Genomic DNA, 19,984 nt, shown 5'->3' with positions numbered 1-19,984 from the left:
AGTACCGGCGCTCCTGTTCTCGTGACGACTTCGCGACAGGACACCATCGGGCCGTACGAGACGTACGGGAGGGACACGACGACACTGCACCGGCCCTGGCCGTTCACCGGCCGGGAGGACGAACTCGACCTGATACGCCGCACGCTGAGGGGCGCTCGGCGCGGCCTCGTGGTGACGGGTCCCGCGGGCCGGGGCAAGACCCGGCTCGTCACCGAGGCCCTGCGCGGCACCGACTGCGCCCGTGTCACGGGGACGCCGCGGAGCCGGCACCTTCCCTTCGCCGCCTTCGCCCCGCTGCTGCCCGCGTCCGCCACCCTGCACCGCGCGCTGCACCACCTCTCCGACGTACGGACCCTGTTGATCGACGACGCCCATCTGCTCGACGACGCCTCCGCCGCGCTGGTCCACCAGCTCGCCGTGCAGGGCCGCGTCCGGCTGCTGGTCGTGGTCACCGACGGCGAACCGGTGCCGGCCGCCGTGTCGCGTCTGTGGACCGGGGAACTGCTGCCCCGGCTTCCCCTGGCACCGCTGCCCCCCGAGGAGACGGCACGGCTGCTCTCCGCGGACGCGGACGAGGCCCCGGAACCGCTCACCGCGAACCGGCTGCACCGCCTGTGCGACGGGGACCTGCGGTTGCTGAGGGAACTCGTGGACGCGGTACGCGAACCCGCCCGGAGCACCGGCGCCGAGGGCGCGTGGGCCTGGCGGGGGCCCGTGCCGCTGACACCCGCGGTACGCGCCCGCACCGCCCACCTCCTGGACCGCCCCCGGGGCGGGGAGCGCGACACCCTCGACCGGCTCGCCTTCGCCGAGCCCCTGCCGCTCGACGCGGACGACCTCGACCTCACCGCCCTGGAACAGCTGGAGGCGGACGGCCTGATCGACATCGACGACCACGACCGCGTCCGTCTGGCCCACCCCCTGCACGGCCCGGTCCTGCGGGCCGCGGCCGGCCGGCTGCGCGCCCGCCGGCTCGCCCGCCCCGCCGGCGCCCATGCCCCCGCCCTGGACGCCGAGGCGGCGGAACTGACCCGGCGGATCGACCGCGCGGACATCGCGACCGTCGCGGCGCCGGTGGGGGACTGGCTCGTGGGGGAGGGGCTGCCGGTACCGGCCGGATACGCGGCCCTGCGCGCCCGTTGCGCGCGCCTGCGCGGCCGGATGCGGGAGGCGGCCGCGTGGGCCCACGAGGGCCTGTCCGCCGCCCCGGACGACGCGCCCTGCCGGGCGGAACTCGCCCGCGCGGAGGGCATCCCGGACGCGGACGCCGACCCGTACGACGCGGTGCGGCTGGGCACCCCCGAACGGGCCGCCGGCCGGCTCACCGGCGTCTTCGCCGACCACGCCGAGGCCCTCGCGCGGGGAGACGGGCCCGCCCTGGACCGGGTGGCGGCGGAACTCCGGCGGCGTGGCTTCCTGCTGTTCGCCGCGGAGGCGTACGCCCAGGCCGTCTCCGCCCACCGGGAACCGCTCGCCGCGCGCACCGCGCGCACCCGCGCGGTCGCGCTCGCCCGACGCTGCGAGGACGCGCGGACGCCTGCGATGGCAGGGCTGGTCCTCGGGGAACTCACCGCCCGGCAGCGGCAGATCGTCACGCTCGCCGCGGCGGGGCTGAGCAACCGCGAGATCGCGGAGCGGCTCACGCTCTCCGTCCGTACGGTGGGCAACCATCTGTACGGGGCGTACACCCGCCTCGGTTGTTCCGGGCGCCGCGCGGTGGTGGTCGCCTGACCGCTCGGGCGGTGCGCCTGCGGCTGCGGGTGGATCGTGGTTGCGCGCGCAGTTCCCCGCGCCCCTTCACGTGGGTTCAGTGGCCCCCCTCAGGGGCGCGGGGAACTGCGCGACCAGCCACCGCGACCACCCGCAGCCGCCGACGGCAGGCTCACGCCGCCCCGAAGGCGGTGAACGCCCACCCCGTGGCCCGGTGCACCGCGTCCGCCGGGAGTGCCGCGCGCGCGTCGCGCAGGGCCTCCGCCAGCGACAGACCGGTGTCGAGCGCATCGTGCAGCGCGAGCATCAGCGGGACGACCGCCGCGTCGTTGACCGGCGCACTGCACGCCACCACCCCTGCCGTGCCCAGCGGCAGCAACGCCGTGACCAGACCGAGGAGTTCATCGGCCCCGACCGTGGCGAACCGGGCGGTGTCGCAGCACGACAGGATGATCCGGTAGGGGCTGCGGTCCAGCCGCTCGAAGTCGTGCACGATCAGCGGCCCGTCGGCCATCCGCAGCGAGGAGAACAACGGGCCGTCCGCGCGGAACGCACCGTGCGCCGCGATGTGCGCCAGGGCCGCCCCGTCCAGCTCCGTCAGGACCCGCGGCACCGTGGCGTCCGCGTATTCCAGGACCGTCGCACCGCTGTAGCGGCCGGCCAGCTCGGACACCTCCGCGCCCCCCGTGGCCAGACCCGGGCCGCGCACCAGGACCTGGCGGCCCCCGCGCGGCGGCGCCGTGTCCCTCGCGCGCAGCCAGCTGCTCGCCGAGGGCGTCACACTCAGCACCCTCTCCCGCAGTGAGGGCAGCAGGGCCCACGGCACCCGGTGCAGCCGCCCCGGAGGCACGATCACCACCGGGCCCGCACCGAGGTGCGCCGCGGCCGGACCGAGCAGCAGTTCCTCCAGCCGGCGGCCCGCCGCCTCCACCACCGGCAGCCGGGAATCCGCCCCCGGATGGGCCAGCCGCCGCAGCCCCGCCTGTACGTGCTCGGCCTCCGTCTCCGCAGCCGCCAGCAGCCCCGCCTCGAACCGCCGGACCCTGCCCTGCCCGCACAGCAGCACCTGTACCCGCCCGTCGAGCACGGCGAGCTCCACCAGCTGCGCGTCGCCGCTGTCCCGCAGCCGCGCGAGCAGCCGGCCGACGTCGAAACGGGCCCCGCCGTCGGCGGCCGCACCGCGCATGTGCAGCGTCCGGGAGCGGATCTCCCGTTCCAGGCGCCGCTGTTCCCGCTCCAGGGCCGGCACGGACTTGCCCTCCATACGGGCCTCCTCCGCGCGGGCGGCGATCTCCCGATAGGCGGTCATGCCGCGGAGCAGCGCCGGGTCGGCCGGCGGCCGGGTGGGCGGCGCGGACAGCGCGGTGGCCCGCCAGCGTTCGCTCCAGACCAGCAGCCGCCGGGGCCCGCCCGAGACCAGACTGGCCCGTTGCGCGAGGGCGGCCAGCTCCGCGCCCTGCGCGGTGGCGCGGGCCCGCAGCTCTGAGGCCCCCAGCGTCATCCGGTGGTCGTCCAGCACGTCCAGGCCGCGCCGGCAGGCCTCCAGCACACCCCGCGCGGAACCGGCGGCCTGCGCGCGCAGTGCCTGTGCGGCCCAGCCCGTCATCCGCGCCAGCGGCGGCCCGACGCGTCTGCTGCGCGCGGCGACCGCCAGATGTGCCTCCGCGTCCGCCGTCCAGCCGAGGTCCAGCGCGATCCGGCCCGCGAGCAGCGACGCCTCGGGAGCGGCCGGAGCGCCGAGCACGAACAGCTTCTCCGCCACCGCCGCCGCGTCCGCGACCAGCCGGCCCGATCCGCGCCCGGCCGCGTGCCGGGCCTCGATCAGCACCAGCCGCGCGTGCGTCTCCCACCAGGTGCGCCGCTGCCCCGCGAACAGCCGTACGGCCAGCGCCGCACGCGCGATGGCCGTCTGCGGTTCGCCGGCCAGCCGCGCCGCCCGGGCGGCCGCGAGCAGCAGCTCCGCCTTGCGCGTCGACTGCCCGCCGATGCCGTCCAGCGCCCGGATCGCCGCGTCCGCCTCTGCCAGCGCCTCCCCGGACAGCCCGGCGGCCATCAGCACCTCGCAGCGGCGGATGCTCAGCATGAACGTCGGCGTGCCCAGCTTGCCGTACCGCTCCTCCGCCTCGTCCAGCAGCCGCAGCGCCGCCGGGACGTCGCCCGAGCGGAACGCCGCCAGCCCCCGGCTCTCCACGGCGTCCGCCTTGTCGTGCTCCTGGCCGGTGGTGTCCCACAGGGCCTCCGCGGCCGTGAAGTCGGCGTCCGCCCGGTCCACCGCGCCCAGCGCCAGATGCACCGTCGCCCGCAGCGTCAGCGCCCGCGCCGTCCAGATCACGTCGTCGGCCCCCCGCAGTACGGGGATCGCCCGCCGTACGTCCTCCAGCGCCTCCTTGTGATGGCCCAGGACCCACCACGAGTACGCCCGCCGGAACAGCACCCGCGCGCGCGTGTGCCCGGTGCCGCGCTCGACGCCCCGCCGCAGGGCGTCCATGCCCTGCCGGGTGCGCCCCGCGTGCACCAGTGCGACCCCGAGCGTGGCGAGGACGTCCGCCTCCCGTTCGGCCGAGTCCGCACGCGCCGCCCAGTCCCTGGCCCGCCGTAGATGGCTCAGGGCGAGCCGCAGGTCGCCGAAGTCCCGTTGCCAGATGCCGATCACCTGATGGGCGACCGAGGCGTGCAGCGGCGCGGGGCGGTCGTCCAGGACCTCTTCCGCCCTCGCCAGCGCCTCACCCGGGGCGGCGAACACCATCGGCAGCAGTTCCAGCACCGTGTCGCTTCCCGCTGTCACCCCACGATGGTAGTGGTCCGCAACCACGCCCCACAGGTTGGGCGTTGTATCAAACGGCCGTCCCGTGGCTCTGCATCACGACAGCTCGCCCCGCCCCGCCCCGCCATCGTCCGAGTGGAGGACATGCCATGGCACCCCAGCGATTCCGTGAGCAGTTCGTACAGATCCAGCGCTCCATGCCCGATGTTCCCCTGGCAATGGGACCGGACGACGCGGGCGAGTTCCTCTACGAGAAGGGTGTCGTCCTCGCCCGTGACGGGGAGGAGGCCCGCGTCGTCGAGGACACCGTGCGGCAGCACTTCACCACCTTCGCCGGGCTCACCCCGGACCAGGTGCGCCGCGCGAGCCCGGAGACCAACCGCTCCGGCATCACCCGGATCCGGGTCGCCGACCCGGGCGAGGGCGACGGCAGCGGCGACCCGGCCGTCGCCGGCGCCCTGCGCGCGCTCTCGGCGGCCGAGGGCCGCACCGGACGCCGACTGGTCGGCCGCAACCACGTGGTGTCCATCGCCGTCAACGCCTGCCCCGGCGACGAGCCCGTGCCCGTGGCGCCCGGGGGGCGGCCCAACCCGGCCGCGGCCGAGGCCGCCCACGACCCGGACAGCGCCGTCGACGTCCTCGTCATCGACACCGGCCTCATGCACGACCACCGCTCCTACCCGCTGCTCGCCCACACCCGCGGCGACGCCCAGGTCGCCGAGTGCGACGAGGACGGGATCCTCCAGCAGTACTGCGGTCACGGCACGTTCATCGCCGGACTCGTCGCCGCCGTCGCCCCCAACACCGACATCACCGTCCGGGGCACGCTCAACGACGCCGGCGCGATCCTGGAGTCCGAGTTCGGCGAGAAGCTGTTCGAGGCGGTCGACCGCGACGGCTGGCCCGACGTCATCAGCCTCTCCGCCGGCACGTCCAACGGCCGTACCGACGGCCTCCTCGGCGTCGACGCCTTCATGCGGGAACTGCGCGAGCAGCGCACCCTGTTGGTCGCCGCCGCCGGCAACAACGGCAGCGCCACCCCCTTCTGGCCCGCCGCCTACGCCGACCTCCCCGGCTACGAGCACGCGGTGCTGTCCGTCGGCGCACTGCGCGCGGACGGTGAGTTCGGCGCCTGCTTCAGCAACCACGGCGGCTGGGTGAAGGCCTACGCGCCCGGCGAGCGTCTCGTCAGCGCCCTCACCGGCTTCGACAGCCCCGTCCCGTACGTGTACCAGCACTCCACCTACGACGCCTGCCGCTACGGCTTCACCTACGCCTGCACCTGCCACCACCCCCGCCACACCGGCGTACTGAGCGAGGAGGGCGGCTCCGGCAAGCCGGACCAGGTGATGTTCGAAGGGCTCGCCCAGTGGAGCGGCACCTCGTTCGCCACTCCCGTCGCCGTCGGCATGATCGCCGCCCACATGACCGGGCAGGCGGAGACCGACCCGCGCAAGGCCCGAAGGCAACTGATGGACGCAGGCCGTGAGTTCGCCGAAGTGCGCGGGGCGCACGTCCCGGCGCTCCTGCCGCCCACCTGGCGCCCCCTTCCCGTTTCACCACCCTCCGCGCGGTCATGACGACCGGAGCCGTCCCTTCCACGGCGTACCATGACGTGCCGTACACGAGGGGTGGGACCGTGGAGCGTAGTGAAGTCGGCGCGTTGGTCCGGTCCGCTGTCGACGGCGACGCGGCGGCCTGGAAGGCGATCGTGGAAGGGCTGGGCCCCCTGGTGTGGTCCGTGGTGCGCGCGCACCGGCTCTCCGACGCCGACGCGCACGAGGTCTACCAGACCGTCTGGTTCCGCTTCGCCCAGCATCTTGGCCGGATCCGGGAACCGGAGAAGGCGGCCTCCTGGCTGGCCAGTACCGCGCGGCACGAGTGCCTGAAGGTGCACCGGAACGCGCGCCGGCTGATGCTGACCGACGATCCGCAACTGCTCGACCGGGTCAGCGAGGACGACACACCGGAGCAGTCGCTGCTCGAGACGGAGGCGGCGCGGGAGCAGAGCGAACGCGTGCGGCGGCTGTGGCAGGAGTTCGAGGAACTGGGCGAACGGTGCAGGCAGTTGTTGCGTGTGCTGATCGCCTCGCCGCCGCCCAGTTACCAGGAGGTGTCCGCCGCGCTCGACATCGCGGTGGGCAGCATCGGACCGCTGCGCCAGCGCTGTCTGCGCCGGCTGCGGGCCCGGCTCGAGGCACGGGGGGCCGCGTGAACGCCATGAGCGATATGAACGACGACGATGCGTTCGACGAGGAGTTCGACGAGCTCGTCGACTTCGAGGGCGGGGCGCTGGAGGAGGAACTCCGGCAGGCCGCAGGGGTCCTCGACCCGCTCCCTCCTGCGCTGCTGCAGGTCGCGATCGACGCCTACGCGCTGCACGACCTCGACGCCCGCGTGGCCGAGCTGACCTTCGACTCGCTGGTCGACGCCGTCCCGGTGCGGGGGGTGACGGACGCGCCGCGCATGCTGACGTTCAGCGCGGGTGAGGTGATGGTGGATGTCGAGGTGACCGCGCGGGGGTTGATGGGGCAGGTGCTGCCGCCCCAGCCGGCGCGGATCGAGGTGCTCGGGGGGCCGGGGAGCACCGTTCCGCTGACCGCGGACGACATGGGCCGGTTCCGTGCCGATACCGCTCCGTCCGGGCCGTTCGCCCTGCGGCTGCGCACCGGTGAGGATGTGGTGGTCACGGAGTGGCTGCGGGCGTGAGCCTGCGCTGGAACGGGGCTGGTTCTTTCGCCCCCGCCGCCCCTTCCCGCCCCGTCCCCGGGGGCGCTGCCCCCGGACCCCCGCTCCTCAAACGCCGGAGGGGCTGGGTTTGCCGGAGGGGCTGGGTCTGCCGGGGTCAGCGGGTGACCGCGTCGGTCAGTGAGGCGAGTGCCGAGGCGAGTTCTTGCAGGCCCGGGCCTGCGGGGCCGCCCGGTTCGGACATGTAGGTGTCCCGGCGGATCTCCACCATCAGCGCCGACACCTCCGCTCGCTTCCCGTAGAACGTGAGCGGCACGTACGTCCCGGCGAACGGGCTGTCCAGCCCCGTCTCCCCGCACCGCGCGAACGCCTCGCGGGCGGCGGCGAGCAGCCCGGGCGGGGTGTGGAAGGAGTCGGTGCCCAGGCACACCTCCGGCCGGGGCCCGTCGCCGTGCAGTTCGTAGGGCAGGGGCGCGCTCGGATAGGAGTGCACGTCGATGATCACGGCCCGCCCGGTCGCCGCGAGCCGGCCTTCGACCGCCTCCGTCATCGCCCGGGCGTACGGCCGGAAGTACCGCTCGACCAGCGGCTCGGCATCGAACCCGTCGGGCCGCAGCACCTCCTTGTGCGTGGTCCGCGTGTAGACCGCCCCCATCCCGACGGCCAGCATCTCCTCCCGCTCGTCCGGGAACCGCTCCGGATCGACGACCAGCCGGGACAGCCGGTTCACGAACCGCCACGGTGTGACACCGGCCGCCCGGGCCGCCGCTTCGGCGATCGACGCGGTGTGCGCGTCGGTGATGTGGTCCAGCTCCCGCTCCAGCTCGGCGTCGTCCAGCACGATCCCGGACCGGACCGCGGCCGGTATCTCCCGTGCGGAGTGCGGCACATGGAGGATCACGGGGGAGTCCGGGTCGCCGGGAACGAACTCGAAGGACGGCGGCACATCGGTCATGCGGCTGCTCCAGGGGCGAGGTCGGTGGTGCGTGGAAGGATCAAGATGCCACACCCCACTGACAACGCCGGACACACAACCGCCCCGGCCGGGCGCGGTGCCGGCCGGGGCGGGTCGTGCGGGGTGCTCGCGTCAGCTCAGGGACGCCAGCGTCTCGTTCCACGTGGCGGACGGGCGCATGACCTCGGCGGCCTTGGCCGGGTCGGGCTGGTAGTAGCCGCCGATGTCGGCCGGCTTGCCCTGGACGGCGTTCAGCTCCTCGACGATCTTGGCCTCGTTGGCGGTGAGCGTCTCGGCGAGCGGGGCGAAGGCCTTCGCCAGGTCCGCGTCGTCGGTCTGCGCGGCCAGCTCCTGCGCCCAGTACAGGGACAGGTAGAAGTGGCTGCCGCGGTTGTCGATGCCGCCGACGCGACGGGTCGGGGACTTGTCCTCGTTGAGGAACGTCGCCGTGGCGCGGTCGAGGGTGTCGGCGAGGACCTTGGCACGGCCGTTGCCCGTGGCCTCGGCGTACTGCTCCAGCGACGGCACCAGCGCGAAGAACTCACCGAGCGAGTCCCAGCGCAGGTAGTTCTCCTTGACCAACTGCTGCACGTGCTTGGGCGCCGAGCCGCCCGCACCCGTCTCGAACAGGCCGCCGCCCGCCATCAGCGGGACCACCGACAGCATCTTGGCGCTGGTGCCCAGCTCCAGGATGGGGAAGAGGTCGGTCAGGTAGTCGCGCAGCACGTTGCCGGTGACGGAGATCGTGTTCTCGCCGCGGCGGATGCGCTCCACCGACAGCTTGGTCGCCTCGACCGGGGACAGGACGCGGATGTCCAGGCCCTCGGTGTCGTGCTCCGGCAGGTACTGCTCGACCTTGGCGATCAGGTTGGCGTCGTGCGCGCGGGTGGCGTCCAGCCAGAACACCGCGGGGTCGCCGGTGGCGCGGGCGCGGGTGACGGCCAGCTTCACCCAGTCGCGGATCGGGGCGTCCTTGGTCTGGCAGGCGCGGAAGATGTCACCGGCGGAGACGGCCTGCTCGATGACGGCGTCGCCGTTGCCGTCGACCAGACGGACCGTGCCCGTGACGGGGATCTCGAAGGTCTTGTCGTGGCTGCCGTACTCCTCGGCCTTCTGCGCCATCAGACCGACGTTCGGCACCGAACCCATGGTGGACGGGTCGTAGGCGCCGTTGGCCCGGCAGTCGTCGATCACGACCTGGTAGACGCCGGCGTAGCTGGAGTCCGGAAGCACCGCGAGGGTGTCGGCCTCCTGGCCGTCCGGGCCCCACATGTGGCCGGAGGTGCGGATCATGGCCGGCATGGAGGCGTCCACGATGACGTCCGAGGGGACGTGCAGGTTGGTGATGCCCTTGTCGGAGTCGACCATCGCCAGCTCCGGGCCCTCGGCGAGCTCGGCGTCGAAGGACGCCTTGATCTCGGCACCCTCGGGCAGGTTCGCCAGGCCCTTGTAGATACCGCCGAGGCCGTCGTTCGGGGTGAGGCCGGCCGCGGCGAGCTTGTCCCCGTACTGCGCGAACGTCTTCGGGAAGAAGGCGCGCACCACGTGGCCGAAGACGATCGGGTCGGAGACCTTCATCATCGTGGCCTTGAGGTGCACCGAGAACAGCACGCCCTCCTGCTTGGCGCGCGCGACCTGCGCGGTCAGGAACTCGCGCAGCGCGGCGACCCGCATCACGGAGGCGTCGACGACCTCGCCCTTCAGCACGGGTACGGACTCCCGCAGCACCGTGGTGGAGCCGTCGTCGCCCTTGAGCTCGATGCGCAGCGCGCCGTCCTCGGCGATGACGACCGACTTCTCCGTGGAGCGGAAGTCGTCCTGGCCCATCGTGGCGACGTTGGTCTTCGACTCGGGGCTCCAGGCGCCCATGCGGTGCGGGTGGGCCTTGGCGTAGTTCTTCACCGAGGCGGGGGCCCGACGGTCGGAGTTGCCCTCACGCAGGACCGGGTTCACGGCCGAACCCTTGATCTTGTCGTAGCGGGCGCGGATCTCGCGCTCCTCGTCGGTCTTCGGGTCGTCCGGGTAGTCCGGAAGGGCGTAGCCCTGGCCCTGGAGCTCGGCGATCGCGGCCTTGAGCTGCGGGATCGACGCCGAGACGTTCGGCAGCTTGATGATGTTGGCCGCGGGCGTCTTCGCCAGCTCACCGAGCTCGGCGAGGGCGTCCGGGATGCGCTGGTCCTCGGTCAGGTACTCCGGGAACACGGCGATGATGCGCCCGGCCAGCGAGATGTCACGCGTCTCCACGGCGACACCCGCCTGCGAGGCGTACGCCTGGACCACCGGCAGGAAGGAATACGTCGCCAGGGCCGGGGCCTCGTCAGTGTGCGTATAGATGATGGTCGAGTCAGTCACCGGGTGCTCCGCTCCACGTCTGCAACATTGCTCGACATCAAGATATCTTGTGACGGCCCGCGACTCGACACGGGGCACGGGCCGCATGTCCTCGGGCGCCCGGCCCGTCGGGCCGTCAGCGCAGGGCTCGGCCCAGGACGGCGGCGCGCCCTCGTCGGTCCCCAGCGGGGGCCGGAGTGCCGGTTCAGCGAGGTAGCGGGCCTCCCGGTGCCGTGCTGAACTGAGCGGAGTGCGCGTCGCCCGCGGACAGGGTCGAGGCTGCGGTGTGACATGAACAGCATGTAGGCGTTCGTCACAGTGTGTGACACCGAGGATGTGGAGGCGGCTCATGGCGGAGTCGCGGGACGAGCAGGTCGGCCTGCGTCTGAGGGTCGTGGCGGTGCTGGGGTTCGTGCTGATCATTCCGCCGTTCCTGGCGCGGTTCGACCGCGTGGGCCAGGTGTTCGGCGTCCCCGTTCTCGCGGCCTACCTGTTCCTCGTGTGGGCGATCATGATCGGTCTGGTCGCCGTGATCGGCGGCAGATCGAGGTAGGCAGTGCTCCAGACCTGGTTCATCGTCGCCGTCTCGGCCGCGTACCTCGGCCTGCTCTTCGCCGTGGCCTTCTACGGTGACCGGCGGGCGGATTCCGGGCGGAGCATCATCAACAATGCCACGGTCTACGCGCTGTCCTTCGGCGTGTACGCCACCTCGTGGACGTACTACGGCAGCGTGGGATGGGCCGCCAGCGCCGGAGTCGGCTTCCTGCCGATCTACCTGGGACCGACGATCATGCTCGCGCTGGGCTGGCTGGTGCTGCGCAGAATCATCCGGATCAGCCGCCGGCACCGGGTCACCTCGCTGGCCGACTTCGTCTCCGCCCGCTACGGCAAGAGCACCGCACTGGGTGCTCTGGTGACGATCATCGCGGTGATGGGGGTCATTCCCTACATCTCACTGCAGCTCAAAGCGGTCTCCATCACCTTCGCGACCCTTCAGCGCCACCCCGGGAGCACCTCCGCCGCGGAACTGAGCCACATTCCGATGCTGGAGGACACCGGGCTGTACGCGGCGCTGGTGCTCGCCGCGTTCACCATCCTCTTCGGCACCCGTCATCTGGACGCCACCGAACGCCACGAGGGCATGGTCGCCGCCATCGCGTTCGAGTCCGTGGTCAAGCTCGTGGCGTTCCTCTCCGTCGGGATCTTCGTGGTCTTCTGGATGTTCAGGGGGTTCGGCGACCTGTTCTCCCGGGCCGCGGACGCCGGCCACACCACGCTGTTCACGCTGCAGGGGCAGACCGGCTACGGCTCCTGGGTCTGGCTCATGGTGCTGTCCATGCTGGCGATCGTGCTGCTGCCCCGCCAGTGGCAGGTCGGCGTGGTCGAGAACGTCGACGAGAGGCACCTCGAACGGGCGCTGTGGCTGTTCCCGCTGTACCTGCTCGTGATCAGTGTCTTCGTCCTTCCGATCGCGGCCGGCGGGCTTCTGCGGTTCGGGACGGGAGCCGACGCCGACACCTACGTACTGACCCTGCCGATGGCCGGAGGCCAGGAGGCACTCGCGCTGTTCGTCTTCATCGGTGGCCTCAGCGCGGCCACCAGCATGATCATCGTCGAAACGATCGCGCTCAGCACCATGGTGTCGAACTCACTCGTGATGCCGCTGCTGCTGCGCAGCAAGTCCAGGCTGGCCCGCCGGGACAACCTCGCCGGGCTGGTGCTGGGCATCCGCCGGGCTGCCATCGTGCTGATCCTGCTGCTCGGGTACGCGTACTTCCGGGTCGCGGGCGGGGAGACGACACTGGTGTCGATCGGCCTGGTGTCGTTCGCGGCCGTGGCACAGTTCGCGCCCGCCATCCTGGGCGGCCTGTTCTGGAAGGGCGGAACCCGCCGGGGCGTGCTGGTCGGCCTGGTGGCGGGGTTCGTCGTGTGGGCGTACACCTTGGTGCTGCCGACCTTCGTCGATGCCGAGCTGCTGTCTGCTTCGCTCTTGCGGGAGGGACCGCTCGGCATCGAGCTGCTTCGGCCGGAGCGGCTGTTCGGCATGCCGGCGATGGACCCGATCAGTCATGCGATGTTCTGGAGTGCGCTGGTGAACCTCGGCGGGTATGTCGTCGTCTCGCTCGCGGACCGGCCGAGCGCTGCGGAGCGTGCGCAGGCGGTGCAGTTCGTCGGGGTCCGAGAGGAGCCCTTCAGGGAGCGACGCCGGCAGGTCCGTGCCACGGTCGGCGAGCTGCAGACGCTGCTGGAGCGCTTCCTGGGCCGGGAGGGCGCCCAGGGCGTGTTGCGCTCCTCCCCCGGAAAGAGACCCGACTCACCGGCAGCCGAAGCACCGCCGGAGCTGGTCCACCACGTGGAGGCCCAGCTCGCCGGTTCGGTGGGCGCCGCGTCCGCGCGGCTCGCGGTCGTCGCGGTCGCCGGAGAGGAGGAGATCGGCACCGAAGAAGTGATGCGGATGATCGGCGAGGCGTCGGAGAGGGTCGAGCTGGTCCGGTGGCGACTGAAGTTGCTCTACGACGCGACCGGCGGCATCGGCACCACGTTGGACGTGACCCGTACGGCCGAAGAGCTGGCACAGGTCGCGGTTCCGCGCTTCGCCGACTACGTCACCGTCGACCTGGCCGAGTCCGTGCTGCGCGAGGAGGAACTGGGGGCGAACGGCACCAGCACCGGCATCAGGCGGATGCAGCGCGCGGCCGTCAGCGGCATCCGCGACGACGCTCCCCTGTTCGCCGTCGGCGACCGGCTGACGTTCTCGCCGTCCTCCCCACAGGCCCGCGCCGTCGAGAGCGGCAGGGCTGTCCTGGTGTCTCATCTGCGTGAGTCCACGCAGTGGCGGGAAGTGGAGCTGGACCCCACGCGGGGCTCCCGTGTCGTCGAATTCGGGATCCATTCGCTCATCACGGCGCCCCTGTCCGCCCGCGGCGTGCTGCTGGGCATGGTCCACTTCTGGCGTTCCGAGAAGCCCGAGCCCTTCGATCAGGACGATCTCTCCCTCGCGGCCGAACTGGCCACCCGAGCCTCCGTTTCCGTCGACAACGCGCGTCGCTACACCCGCGAGCACGGCTTGGCCGTGGCGCTGCAGCGCAGACTGCTGCCCCGCGGGCTGCCCGAACAGAACGCCGTCGAGGTCGCTTCCCGTTACCTCCCCGCCCAGGCGGTCGGCGGCGACTGGTTCGACGTCATTCCGCTGCCGGGTGCCAGGGTGGCGCTGGTCATGGGCGACATCGTCGGGCACGGACTGCATGCCGCGGCCACCATGGGTCAGCTGCGTACCGCCGTGCACAACTTCTCCACGCCCCTGGACCTGCCGCCGGAGGAACTCCTCAGCCATCTCGACGAGCTGGTCGCCCTGATCGACCAGGACGCGATCACGGCCGGCGACGAGACCACCGTCACCGGCGCCACCTGCCTGTACGCGGTCTACGACTCCGTGTCCGGCACCTGTGCCATCGCCAGCGCCGGTCACCCGCCGCCCGCGCTCGTCCATCCCGACGGGAGAGTGGAGTTCCTGGACGTGCCGCCTTGCCTCCCCCTGGGCATCGGCGGGCTGCCCTTCGAGGCCACCGAGCTGAGTCTGGCCGAAGGCAGCAGGCTCGTCCTGTTCACGGACGGCCTCGTCGAGCGCCGGGCCCTGGACATCGACGTCGGTCTCCGGCTGCTCCGCGAGACGCTGGCGCGCGCGGACCCGTCGCCCGAGGGGACCTGCGACGCCGTGCTCGACGCCCTGCTCCCCGAGATCCGGAGCGACGACATCGCACTGCTCGTCGCCCGTACGCGGGTGCTGGGGCCGGGGCAGGTCGCCGAGTGGGACGTGGAGCGCGACCCCGCCGCCGTCAGTCGTGTACGCGCTGCCGTCTCCGCCCGGCTCATGGAGTGGGAGCTGGAGGATCTCGTCTACACCACGGAGCTGATCTGCAGCGAACTGATCACCAACGCCGTGCGCCACGCCACAGGGCCGATCAAGGCGCGGTTGATCCGCGACCGTGCGCTCGTCCTCGAGGTCTCCGACCACAGCAGCACCTCGCCGCATCTGCGCTACGCGGCCGGCATGGACGAGGGTGGACGGGGCCTCTTCCTCGTGGCCCAGTTCGCCGAGCGCTGGGGCACGCGCTACACCAAGGAGGGCAAGGTCATCTGGGCGGAGCAGACACCACCGGAGACGCTCGGCGGCTGACCGGCCCCGCCCGGACCCGGCCGCCCGCAGGGCGTGCGAGAGCTCCTCGGGATGCTCATGGGAAACGGGCCGGTGTGGAGCGCGTCGTCGAGGCGGACCGCCAGGACGGGCGTCGAGCGCGTCGTCGAGGCGGACCGCTCAGGGGCGCGCCCGGCCCTCAGATCGGCCGGGCCGTGGTCATGTCGTCCGGCGCGGACACCACGTCCCGCTGCGGCGGGATCAGCGTCGTGGCCTGCTGGAGCGCCACCGTCCGCGCGGGCGACGGGATGCGGATGCCCTCCTCGCGGTAGCGGCGGTGCAGGCGCTTGATGAACTCGTGCTTGATCCGGTACTGGTCGCTGAACTCCCCGACGCCCAGGATCACGGTGAACCCGATGCGGGAGTCGCCGAAGGTGTGGAAGCGCACCGCGGGCTCGTGCTCCGGCACGGCGCCGGTGATGTCGGTCATCACCTCGGCGACGACCTCCTTCGTCACCTGCTCCACCTGCTCCAGGTCGCTGTCGTACGACACGCCGACCTGCACCAGGATGGTCAGCTGCTGCTCGGGGCGCATGAAGTTGGTCATGTTCGTCTTGGCGAGCTGCCCGTTCGGAATGACCACCAGGTTGTTGGAGAGCTCACGGACGGTCGTCTGCCGCCAGTTGATGTCCTCGACATAGCCCTCCTCCCCGCTGCTCAGCCGGATGTAGTCACCGGGCTGCACGGTCTTGGAGGCGAGGATGTGGATGCCCGCGAACAGATTGGCGAGGGTGTCCTGAAGGGCCAGTGCCACCGCCAGACCGCCGACGCCGAGAGCGGTGAGCAGCGGGGCGATCGAGATGCCCAGCGTCTGCAGGCCCACCAGGAAGCCGATCGCCAGGACCAGGATCCGGGTGATGTTCGTGAAGATGGTGGCCGACCCGGCGACGCCGGAGCGGGACTGGGTGACCGAGCGCACCAGGCCCGCCACCACCCGCGCCGCCGACACGGTCGCGGCGAAGATCACCATCAGGGTGAGCGTCTGGTTGACGTTGTGCTGCACGGTCCGGGTCAGCGGCAGCGCCGCCGCCGCGGAGGCCGCGCCGCCCGCGATCGCCGCCCACGGCACGATCATGCGCAACGCGTCCACGAGGACGTCGTCCCCGCGCCAGTTGGTGCGTTCGGCGTGCCGTCCCAGCCAGCGCAGCAGCATCCGGAGCAGGAACGCCGCGACGACGCCGGCGACGAGGGCGATCCCCGCGTACACCAGATGGTCCATGGTGAGCGAGCGGGTCACCGCTCACCTCCGGCGAAAACTTCGGCCGACGGCCGTATGTGAAGTCGTGTCATGTGTCACCTGTTCGAGTTCTACGGAATCCAGGCGTGCCGCACCGCACCCTGATTCGCGGTCGGCACGATCGCTCATCCTGCCGTATCCCGAGGGACAGTTCGTACCACGCCCGGTCTCACAGGTCCGTGAACGAGCCATGCCGTCCCGCCCCCGATGCGAACCGGGCCGCGCCTTCCTGACTTGCCGCCACGACGGCGGCCCCGCGCCGGAGTTCGCCGCGCAGTGCCGCCTCCTCGTCCAGCCCCTCCTGGCCGAGCACCGAGGCACGGTCGGCACGCAGACAGGCCTGGGGGAACCGGGCGAGGGCGGCGGCCAGTTCCTCGGCTTCGGCGCGGGCCCGCCCCACGGGCACCACACGGTTGGCCAGTCCCATCCCGTAGGCCTCCTCGGCCCCCACCGGACGCCCGGTGAGGATCAGGTCGAGCGCCCGGCTCGTGCCGATCAGACGGGGCAGCCGCACCGTGCCGCCGTCGATCAGCGGCACACCCCAGCGGCGGCAGTACACCCCGAAGACGGCGTCCTCCTCGGCCACCCGCAGATCGCACCACAGCGCCAGCTCGAGGCCGCCCGCCACGGCGTGCCCGGCGACGGCGGCGATCACCGGCTTGGACAGCCGCATCCGGGTGGGCCCCATCGGCCCGTCCCCGTCCTCGCCGACCCGGTTGCCCCGCTCCGTGCCCAGCGCCTTCAGGTCGGCGCCCGAGCAGAACGTGCCGCCCTCGCCCCACAGCACCGCCACCGCGGCACCGTCGTCCGCCTCGAACGCGCGGAAGGCGTCGGCCAGCGCGGCGGCGGTCGGACCGTCCACCGCGTTGCGCACCTCGGGCCGGGAGAGGACGACCGTGGTGACGGGTCCCCGGCGCTCGATCCGGACCGGCATGACAGTGCCCCTCTCGGCTGGTCGGACCCGGGACCCTACCCCGGCCCGGGGGTCAGATCACCTTCAGCCGCACCAGCGCGCCCAGCGTCAACGCGCCCGGCAGCAGCGGGAGCCACACCGTGATGACCCGGAAGACCAGCACCACCGCCGTGGCCGGGGCGGCCGCCCCGCCCACCGCGACCAGCGCCACGACCAGTGCCGTCTCCACCGAACCGAGCCCGCCCGGAGTGGGCACCAGCGCCACCGCGACCGTCGCGGCCAGATACGCCACCGCCATGTGGGCGGGCGGCACCGACAGCCCGAACGCCAGCCCCACCAGCACCAGCGCGGTCGCCTGCAACGCGGGAAAGGCCAGCGCCCCGCCCCACAGCGCCAGCGCCCGCGAGGGCAGGGCGTGCACCGACCGCGCCTCGCCCAACGCCGTCCGCACGAACGCACGGACGGCCCTCCGCAGCCGCCCTATGGCCGCGAGCACCCCCACCGCGACGACGGCCGCCGCGCCGATCGCGAGCAGCAACGGGCCGAACGCCCCCTCGGGCAGGAGCGAGCCGAACCGCAGGGCGTCCGGGAACGCCACGAGCAGGGCCGCCAGCAGCCCCACCCGGCCGACGGACTCCGCGAGGAGATACAGCGCCAGGGCGGCGGAGGAACGGGCCGGCGTCAGCCCGCAGACCGTCATGAACCGCAGATTGACCGCACTCGCGCCCAGGCCCGTGGGCAGCATGTGGTTCGCCGCGCCCGCCGCGAACTGCGTGGCCAGCAACCGCCGTCCGGGCAGCCGCTCGACGACCGCGCCCTGCCGGGTGAAGGCGGCCGCCACCCAGGTCAGACAGGTGACACCGGCCGCGGTCAGCAGCCAGGGCCACCGGGCGGTCGTCAGCAGGGCGAAGCCCTCGGCCAGCACCGCACGGTGCCGCACCGCGATCACGGTCACCAGCAGCAGGGGCAGCACACACAGGATCCGGCGGATCGTCCGCGTCACATCCACCGAGCGTGTCCGCCGCGCGCCAACGACGGGTTGCGGCAGCCCGGACGGCTCCTTACGACCGGGAAGCGGCCCCTGGAGAGGGGCCGCTCCGTGCTTGACCTCCATCATGGTCGAGGTTCTACCTTCGCGTTCATGAGCATGGAGACCACAGCGTGGACACAGCTGCGCAGCGTCATGTCCGCACAGGACGAGCACCGACCCGTGACCAGGGAGACCCTGCGCCGCATCGGCGCCTTCGCCCGCCCGCACCGCCGCCGGCTCGTGCTGTTCGTGCTGCTCGGCACGGCGACCGCGGCCCTCGCCGTCGCCACCCCCGTGCTGGCCGGACGGGTCGTGGACACCATCGTGTCCGCCGGTGACGAGGCCACGGTCGTCCGCCTGGCCCTGCTCATCGCGCTGATCGCGATCGTCGAGGCGGCCCTCGGCATCCTCGGCCGAAGACTGTCGGCCGCCCTCGGCGAGGAACTCATCCTCGATCTGCGCACAGCGGTGTTCGACCATGTCCAACGTATGCCCGTCGCGTTCTTCACACGCACCCGTACGGGAGCGCTCGTCTCCCGTCTCAACAACGACGTCATCGGTGCCCAGCGGGCCTTCAGCAACACCCTGTCGACCGTGGTCGGCAATCTCGTCACCCTGGTCCTCACCCTCGCCGTGATGCTCACCCTGTCCTGGCAGATCACCCTGCTGTCCCTGGTGCTGCTGCCGGTCTTCGTGATCCCCGCCCGCCGCATGGGCCGCCGTATGGCCGGAATGCAGCGCGAGGCGGCCGCCCTGAACGCGGCCATGGGCACCCGTATGACCGAGCGGTTCTCCGCGCCCGGCGCCACCCTGGTGAAACTGTTCGGCCGCCCCGAGGAGGAATCGGAGGAGTTCGCGGTGCGCGCCCGCCGGGTGCGGGACATCGGCGTGCGCACGGCCACGGCGCAGACCGTGTTCATCACCGCGCTGACCCTCGTCTCCGCCCTCGCGCTGGCCCTGGTCTACGGCCTCGGCGGGCGGCTCGCCCTCAGCGGTGTCCTCGAACCCGGCGCGGTCGTCGCACTGGCACTGCTGCTCACCCGGCTGTACGCGCCGCTGACCTCGCTGGCCGGGGCGCGGGTCGAGGTGATGAGCGCGCTGGTCAGCTTCGAGCGGGTCTTCGAGGTCCTGGACCTCGAGCCGCTCATCCGGGAGAAGCCGGACGCCCGCGACCTGCCGGAGGGACCGGTCTCCGTGGAGTTCGACGACGTCCGCTTCGGCTACCCGTCCGCCGAGAAGGTCTCCCTGGCCTCCCTGGAGGAGGTCGCGGCTCTCGACTCGCGGGGCGGCGAGGAAGTCCTGCATGGCATCTCCTTCCGGGCCGAACCGGGGCAGACCATCGCCCTCGTCGGCTCCTCCGGCGCGGGCAAGTCGACCATCGCGAGCCTGCTGCCCCGGCTGTACGACGTCGACGCGGGCGCCGTGCGCGTGGGCGGCGTCGACGTGCGCGATCTGACCGCCCGGTCGCTGCGCGCCACCCTCGGGATGGTCACCCAGGACGGTCATCTCTTCCACGACACGGTGCGTGCCAATCTGCTGCTGGCCCGGCCGGGCGCGAGCGACGCGGAGCTGTGGGACGCGCTGGGGCGGGCGCGGCTCGATGCGCTGGTACGGGCGCTGCCGGACGGGCTGGACACGGTGGTGGGGGAGCGCGGTTACCGGCTCTCCGGGGGCGAACGCCAGCGGATGACGATCGCCCGGCTGCTGCTGGCCCGTCAGCGGGTGGTCATCCTCGACGAGGCGACCGCGCACCTGGACAACACCTCCGAGGCGGCCGTCCAGGAGGCACTCACCGAGGCGCTGGTGGGCAGGACGGCGGTGGTGATCGCGCATCGGCTGTCCACGGTCCGGGCGGCGGATCTCATCCTGGTCGTCGAGGCGGGGCGGGTCGTGGAGCGCGGCACGCATGAGCAACTGCTGGCTGCGGGGGGTCGGTACGCCGAGGTGCACCGCACCCAGTTCGCCGCCCGGCAGGGTGGGCCGGGGGCGCCGGACGCCGAGTCGGCGGTGGTGTAGGGGCGGCGGCGTTGGTGTGGGCCGGGGGTGGGTTGCGCAGCCCGGCGCATGCGGGGTGCCTCCCCCACTCTCGGCTGCGCTCGAGCGGGGGACCCCCATCTCCCTGGGGGCACCTCCCAGGCCCGCAAGGCACTGGGGGAGGCAC

General features: G+C 72.6%; 12 protein-coding genes and 1 pseudogene. 7 read left to right on the top strand and 6 right to left on the bottom strand.

Annotation, left to right across the window (positions count from 1 at the left end; genetic code table 11):
- The first annotated feature begins 21 nt into the window (after window positions 1–21).
- Window positions 22–1,731, top strand: coding sequence for a LuxR family transcriptional regulator AbsR2 (locus ACZ44S_RS28335; protein WP_466933837.1), 1,710 nt, complete (start codon window positions 22–24; stop codon window positions 1,729–1,731).
- A gap of 151 nt (window positions 1,732–1,882) precedes the next feature.
- Here ACZ44S_RS28335 and ACZ44S_RS28330 read toward each other — a convergent pair whose 3' ends face one another.
- A complete protein-coding gene (locus tag ACZ44S_RS28330) occupies window positions 1,883–4,456 on the bottom strand; it encodes a CHAT domain-containing protein (protein WP_466933976.1) in 2,574 nt (857 codons plus the stop codon).
- A 167-nt stretch (window positions 4,457–4,623) separates the two neighbouring features.
- Between ACZ44S_RS28330 and ACZ44S_RS28325 the strand changes: the two genes are divergently transcribed.
- Genes ACZ44S_RS28325 through ACZ44S_RS28315 form a run of 3 tightly spaced genes read left to right on the top strand, consistent with a single transcriptional unit; the run spans window position 4,624 to window position 7,183 of the window.
- Window positions 4,624–6,054, top strand: coding sequence for a S8/S53 family peptidase (locus ACZ44S_RS28325; protein WP_466933835.1), 1,431 nt, complete (start codon window positions 4,624–4,626; stop codon window positions 6,052–6,054).
- Window positions 6,055–6,113: 59 nt separating this feature from the next.
- Window positions 6,114–6,689 carry a sigma-70 family RNA polymerase sigma factor gene (locus tag ACZ44S_RS28320; protein WP_190167082.1) on the top strand — a complete coding sequence of 192 codons (576 nt, stop codon included), beginning with the start codon at window positions 6,114–6,116 and terminating at the stop codon, window positions 6,687–6,689.
- 14 nt (window positions 6,690–6,703) lie between these two features.
- Complete coding sequence (locus tag ACZ44S_RS28315; RefSeq protein ID WP_466933833.1) at window positions 6,704–7,183, top strand: hypothetical protein; 480 nt, start codon at window positions 6,704–6,706, stop codon at window positions 7,181–7,183.
- 136 nt (window positions 7,184–7,319) lie between these two features.
- Here the strand turns inward: ACZ44S_RS28315 and ACZ44S_RS28310 are convergent, their stop codons facing one another.
- Both ACZ44S_RS28310 and ACZ44S_RS28305 read right to left on the bottom strand, forming a co-directional pair.
- Entirely contained in the window at window positions 7,320–8,117 is a 798-nt protein-coding gene (locus ACZ44S_RS28310; protein WP_466933831.1) for an N-formylglutamate amidohydrolase, read from the bottom strand.
- 132 nt (window positions 8,118–8,249) lie between these two features.
- Window positions 8,250–10,469, bottom strand: a complete 2,220-nt coding sequence (locus tag ACZ44S_RS28305; protein ID WP_466933829.1) for an NADP-dependent isocitrate dehydrogenase — start codon at window positions 10,467–10,469, stop codon at window positions 8,250–8,252.
- Window positions 10,470–10,797: 328 nt separating this feature from the next.
- Between ACZ44S_RS28305 and ACZ44S_RS28300 the strand changes: the two genes are divergently transcribed.
- Together ACZ44S_RS28300 and ACZ44S_RS28295 are read left to right on the top strand one after the other, a co-directional pair.
- Window positions 10,798–11,001: a hypothetical protein gene (locus ACZ44S_RS28300; RefSeq protein ID WP_466933827.1), complete on the top strand. Its 204-nt coding sequence runs from the start codon at window positions 10,798–10,800 to the stop codon at window positions 10,999–11,001.
- Window positions 11,002–12,918: 1,917 nt separating this feature from the next.
- A pseudogene (locus ACZ44S_RS28295) lies at window positions 12,919–14,625 on the top strand (ATP-binding SpoIIE family protein phosphatase); the annotation flags it as partial.
- A gap of 157 nt (window positions 14,626–14,782) precedes the next feature.
- Here ACZ44S_RS28295 and ACZ44S_RS28290 read toward each other — a convergent pair.
- From ACZ44S_RS28290 to ACZ44S_RS28280, 3 genes are all read right to left on the bottom strand, one after another.
- Window positions 14,783–15,880: a mechanosensitive ion channel family protein gene (locus tag ACZ44S_RS28290; protein ID WP_466933825.1), complete on the bottom strand. Its 1,098-nt coding sequence runs from the start codon at window positions 15,878–15,880 to the stop codon at window positions 14,783–14,785.
- Window positions 15,881–16,049: 169 nt separating this feature from the next.
- Window positions 16,050–16,814 (bottom strand): crotonase/enoyl-CoA hydratase family protein, encoded by a 765-nt coding sequence (locus ACZ44S_RS28285; RefSeq protein ID WP_466933823.1) that lies wholly within the window; start codon window positions 16,812–16,814, stop codon window positions 16,050–16,052.
- Between the two features lie 52 nt (window positions 16,815–16,866).
- Complete coding sequence (locus ACZ44S_RS28280; protein ID WP_466933974.1) at window positions 16,867–17,766, bottom strand: lysylphosphatidylglycerol synthase transmembrane domain-containing protein; 900 nt, start codon at window positions 17,764–17,766, stop codon at window positions 16,867–16,869.
- A 174-nt stretch (window positions 17,767–17,940) separates the two neighbouring features.
- Between ACZ44S_RS28280 and ACZ44S_RS28275 the strand changes: the two genes are divergently transcribed.
- Window positions 17,941–19,839: an ABC transporter ATP-binding protein gene (locus ACZ44S_RS28275; protein WP_466933972.1), complete on the top strand. Its 1,899-nt coding sequence runs from the start codon at window positions 17,941–17,943 to the stop codon at window positions 19,837–19,839.
- The last annotated feature ends 145 nt before the right edge of the window (window positions 19,840–19,984 follow it).

The sequence above is a fragment of the Streptomyces malachitofuscus genome (genome assembly GCF_055571035.1).
This window is presented reverse-complemented; position numbering and strand designations above follow the sequence as displayed.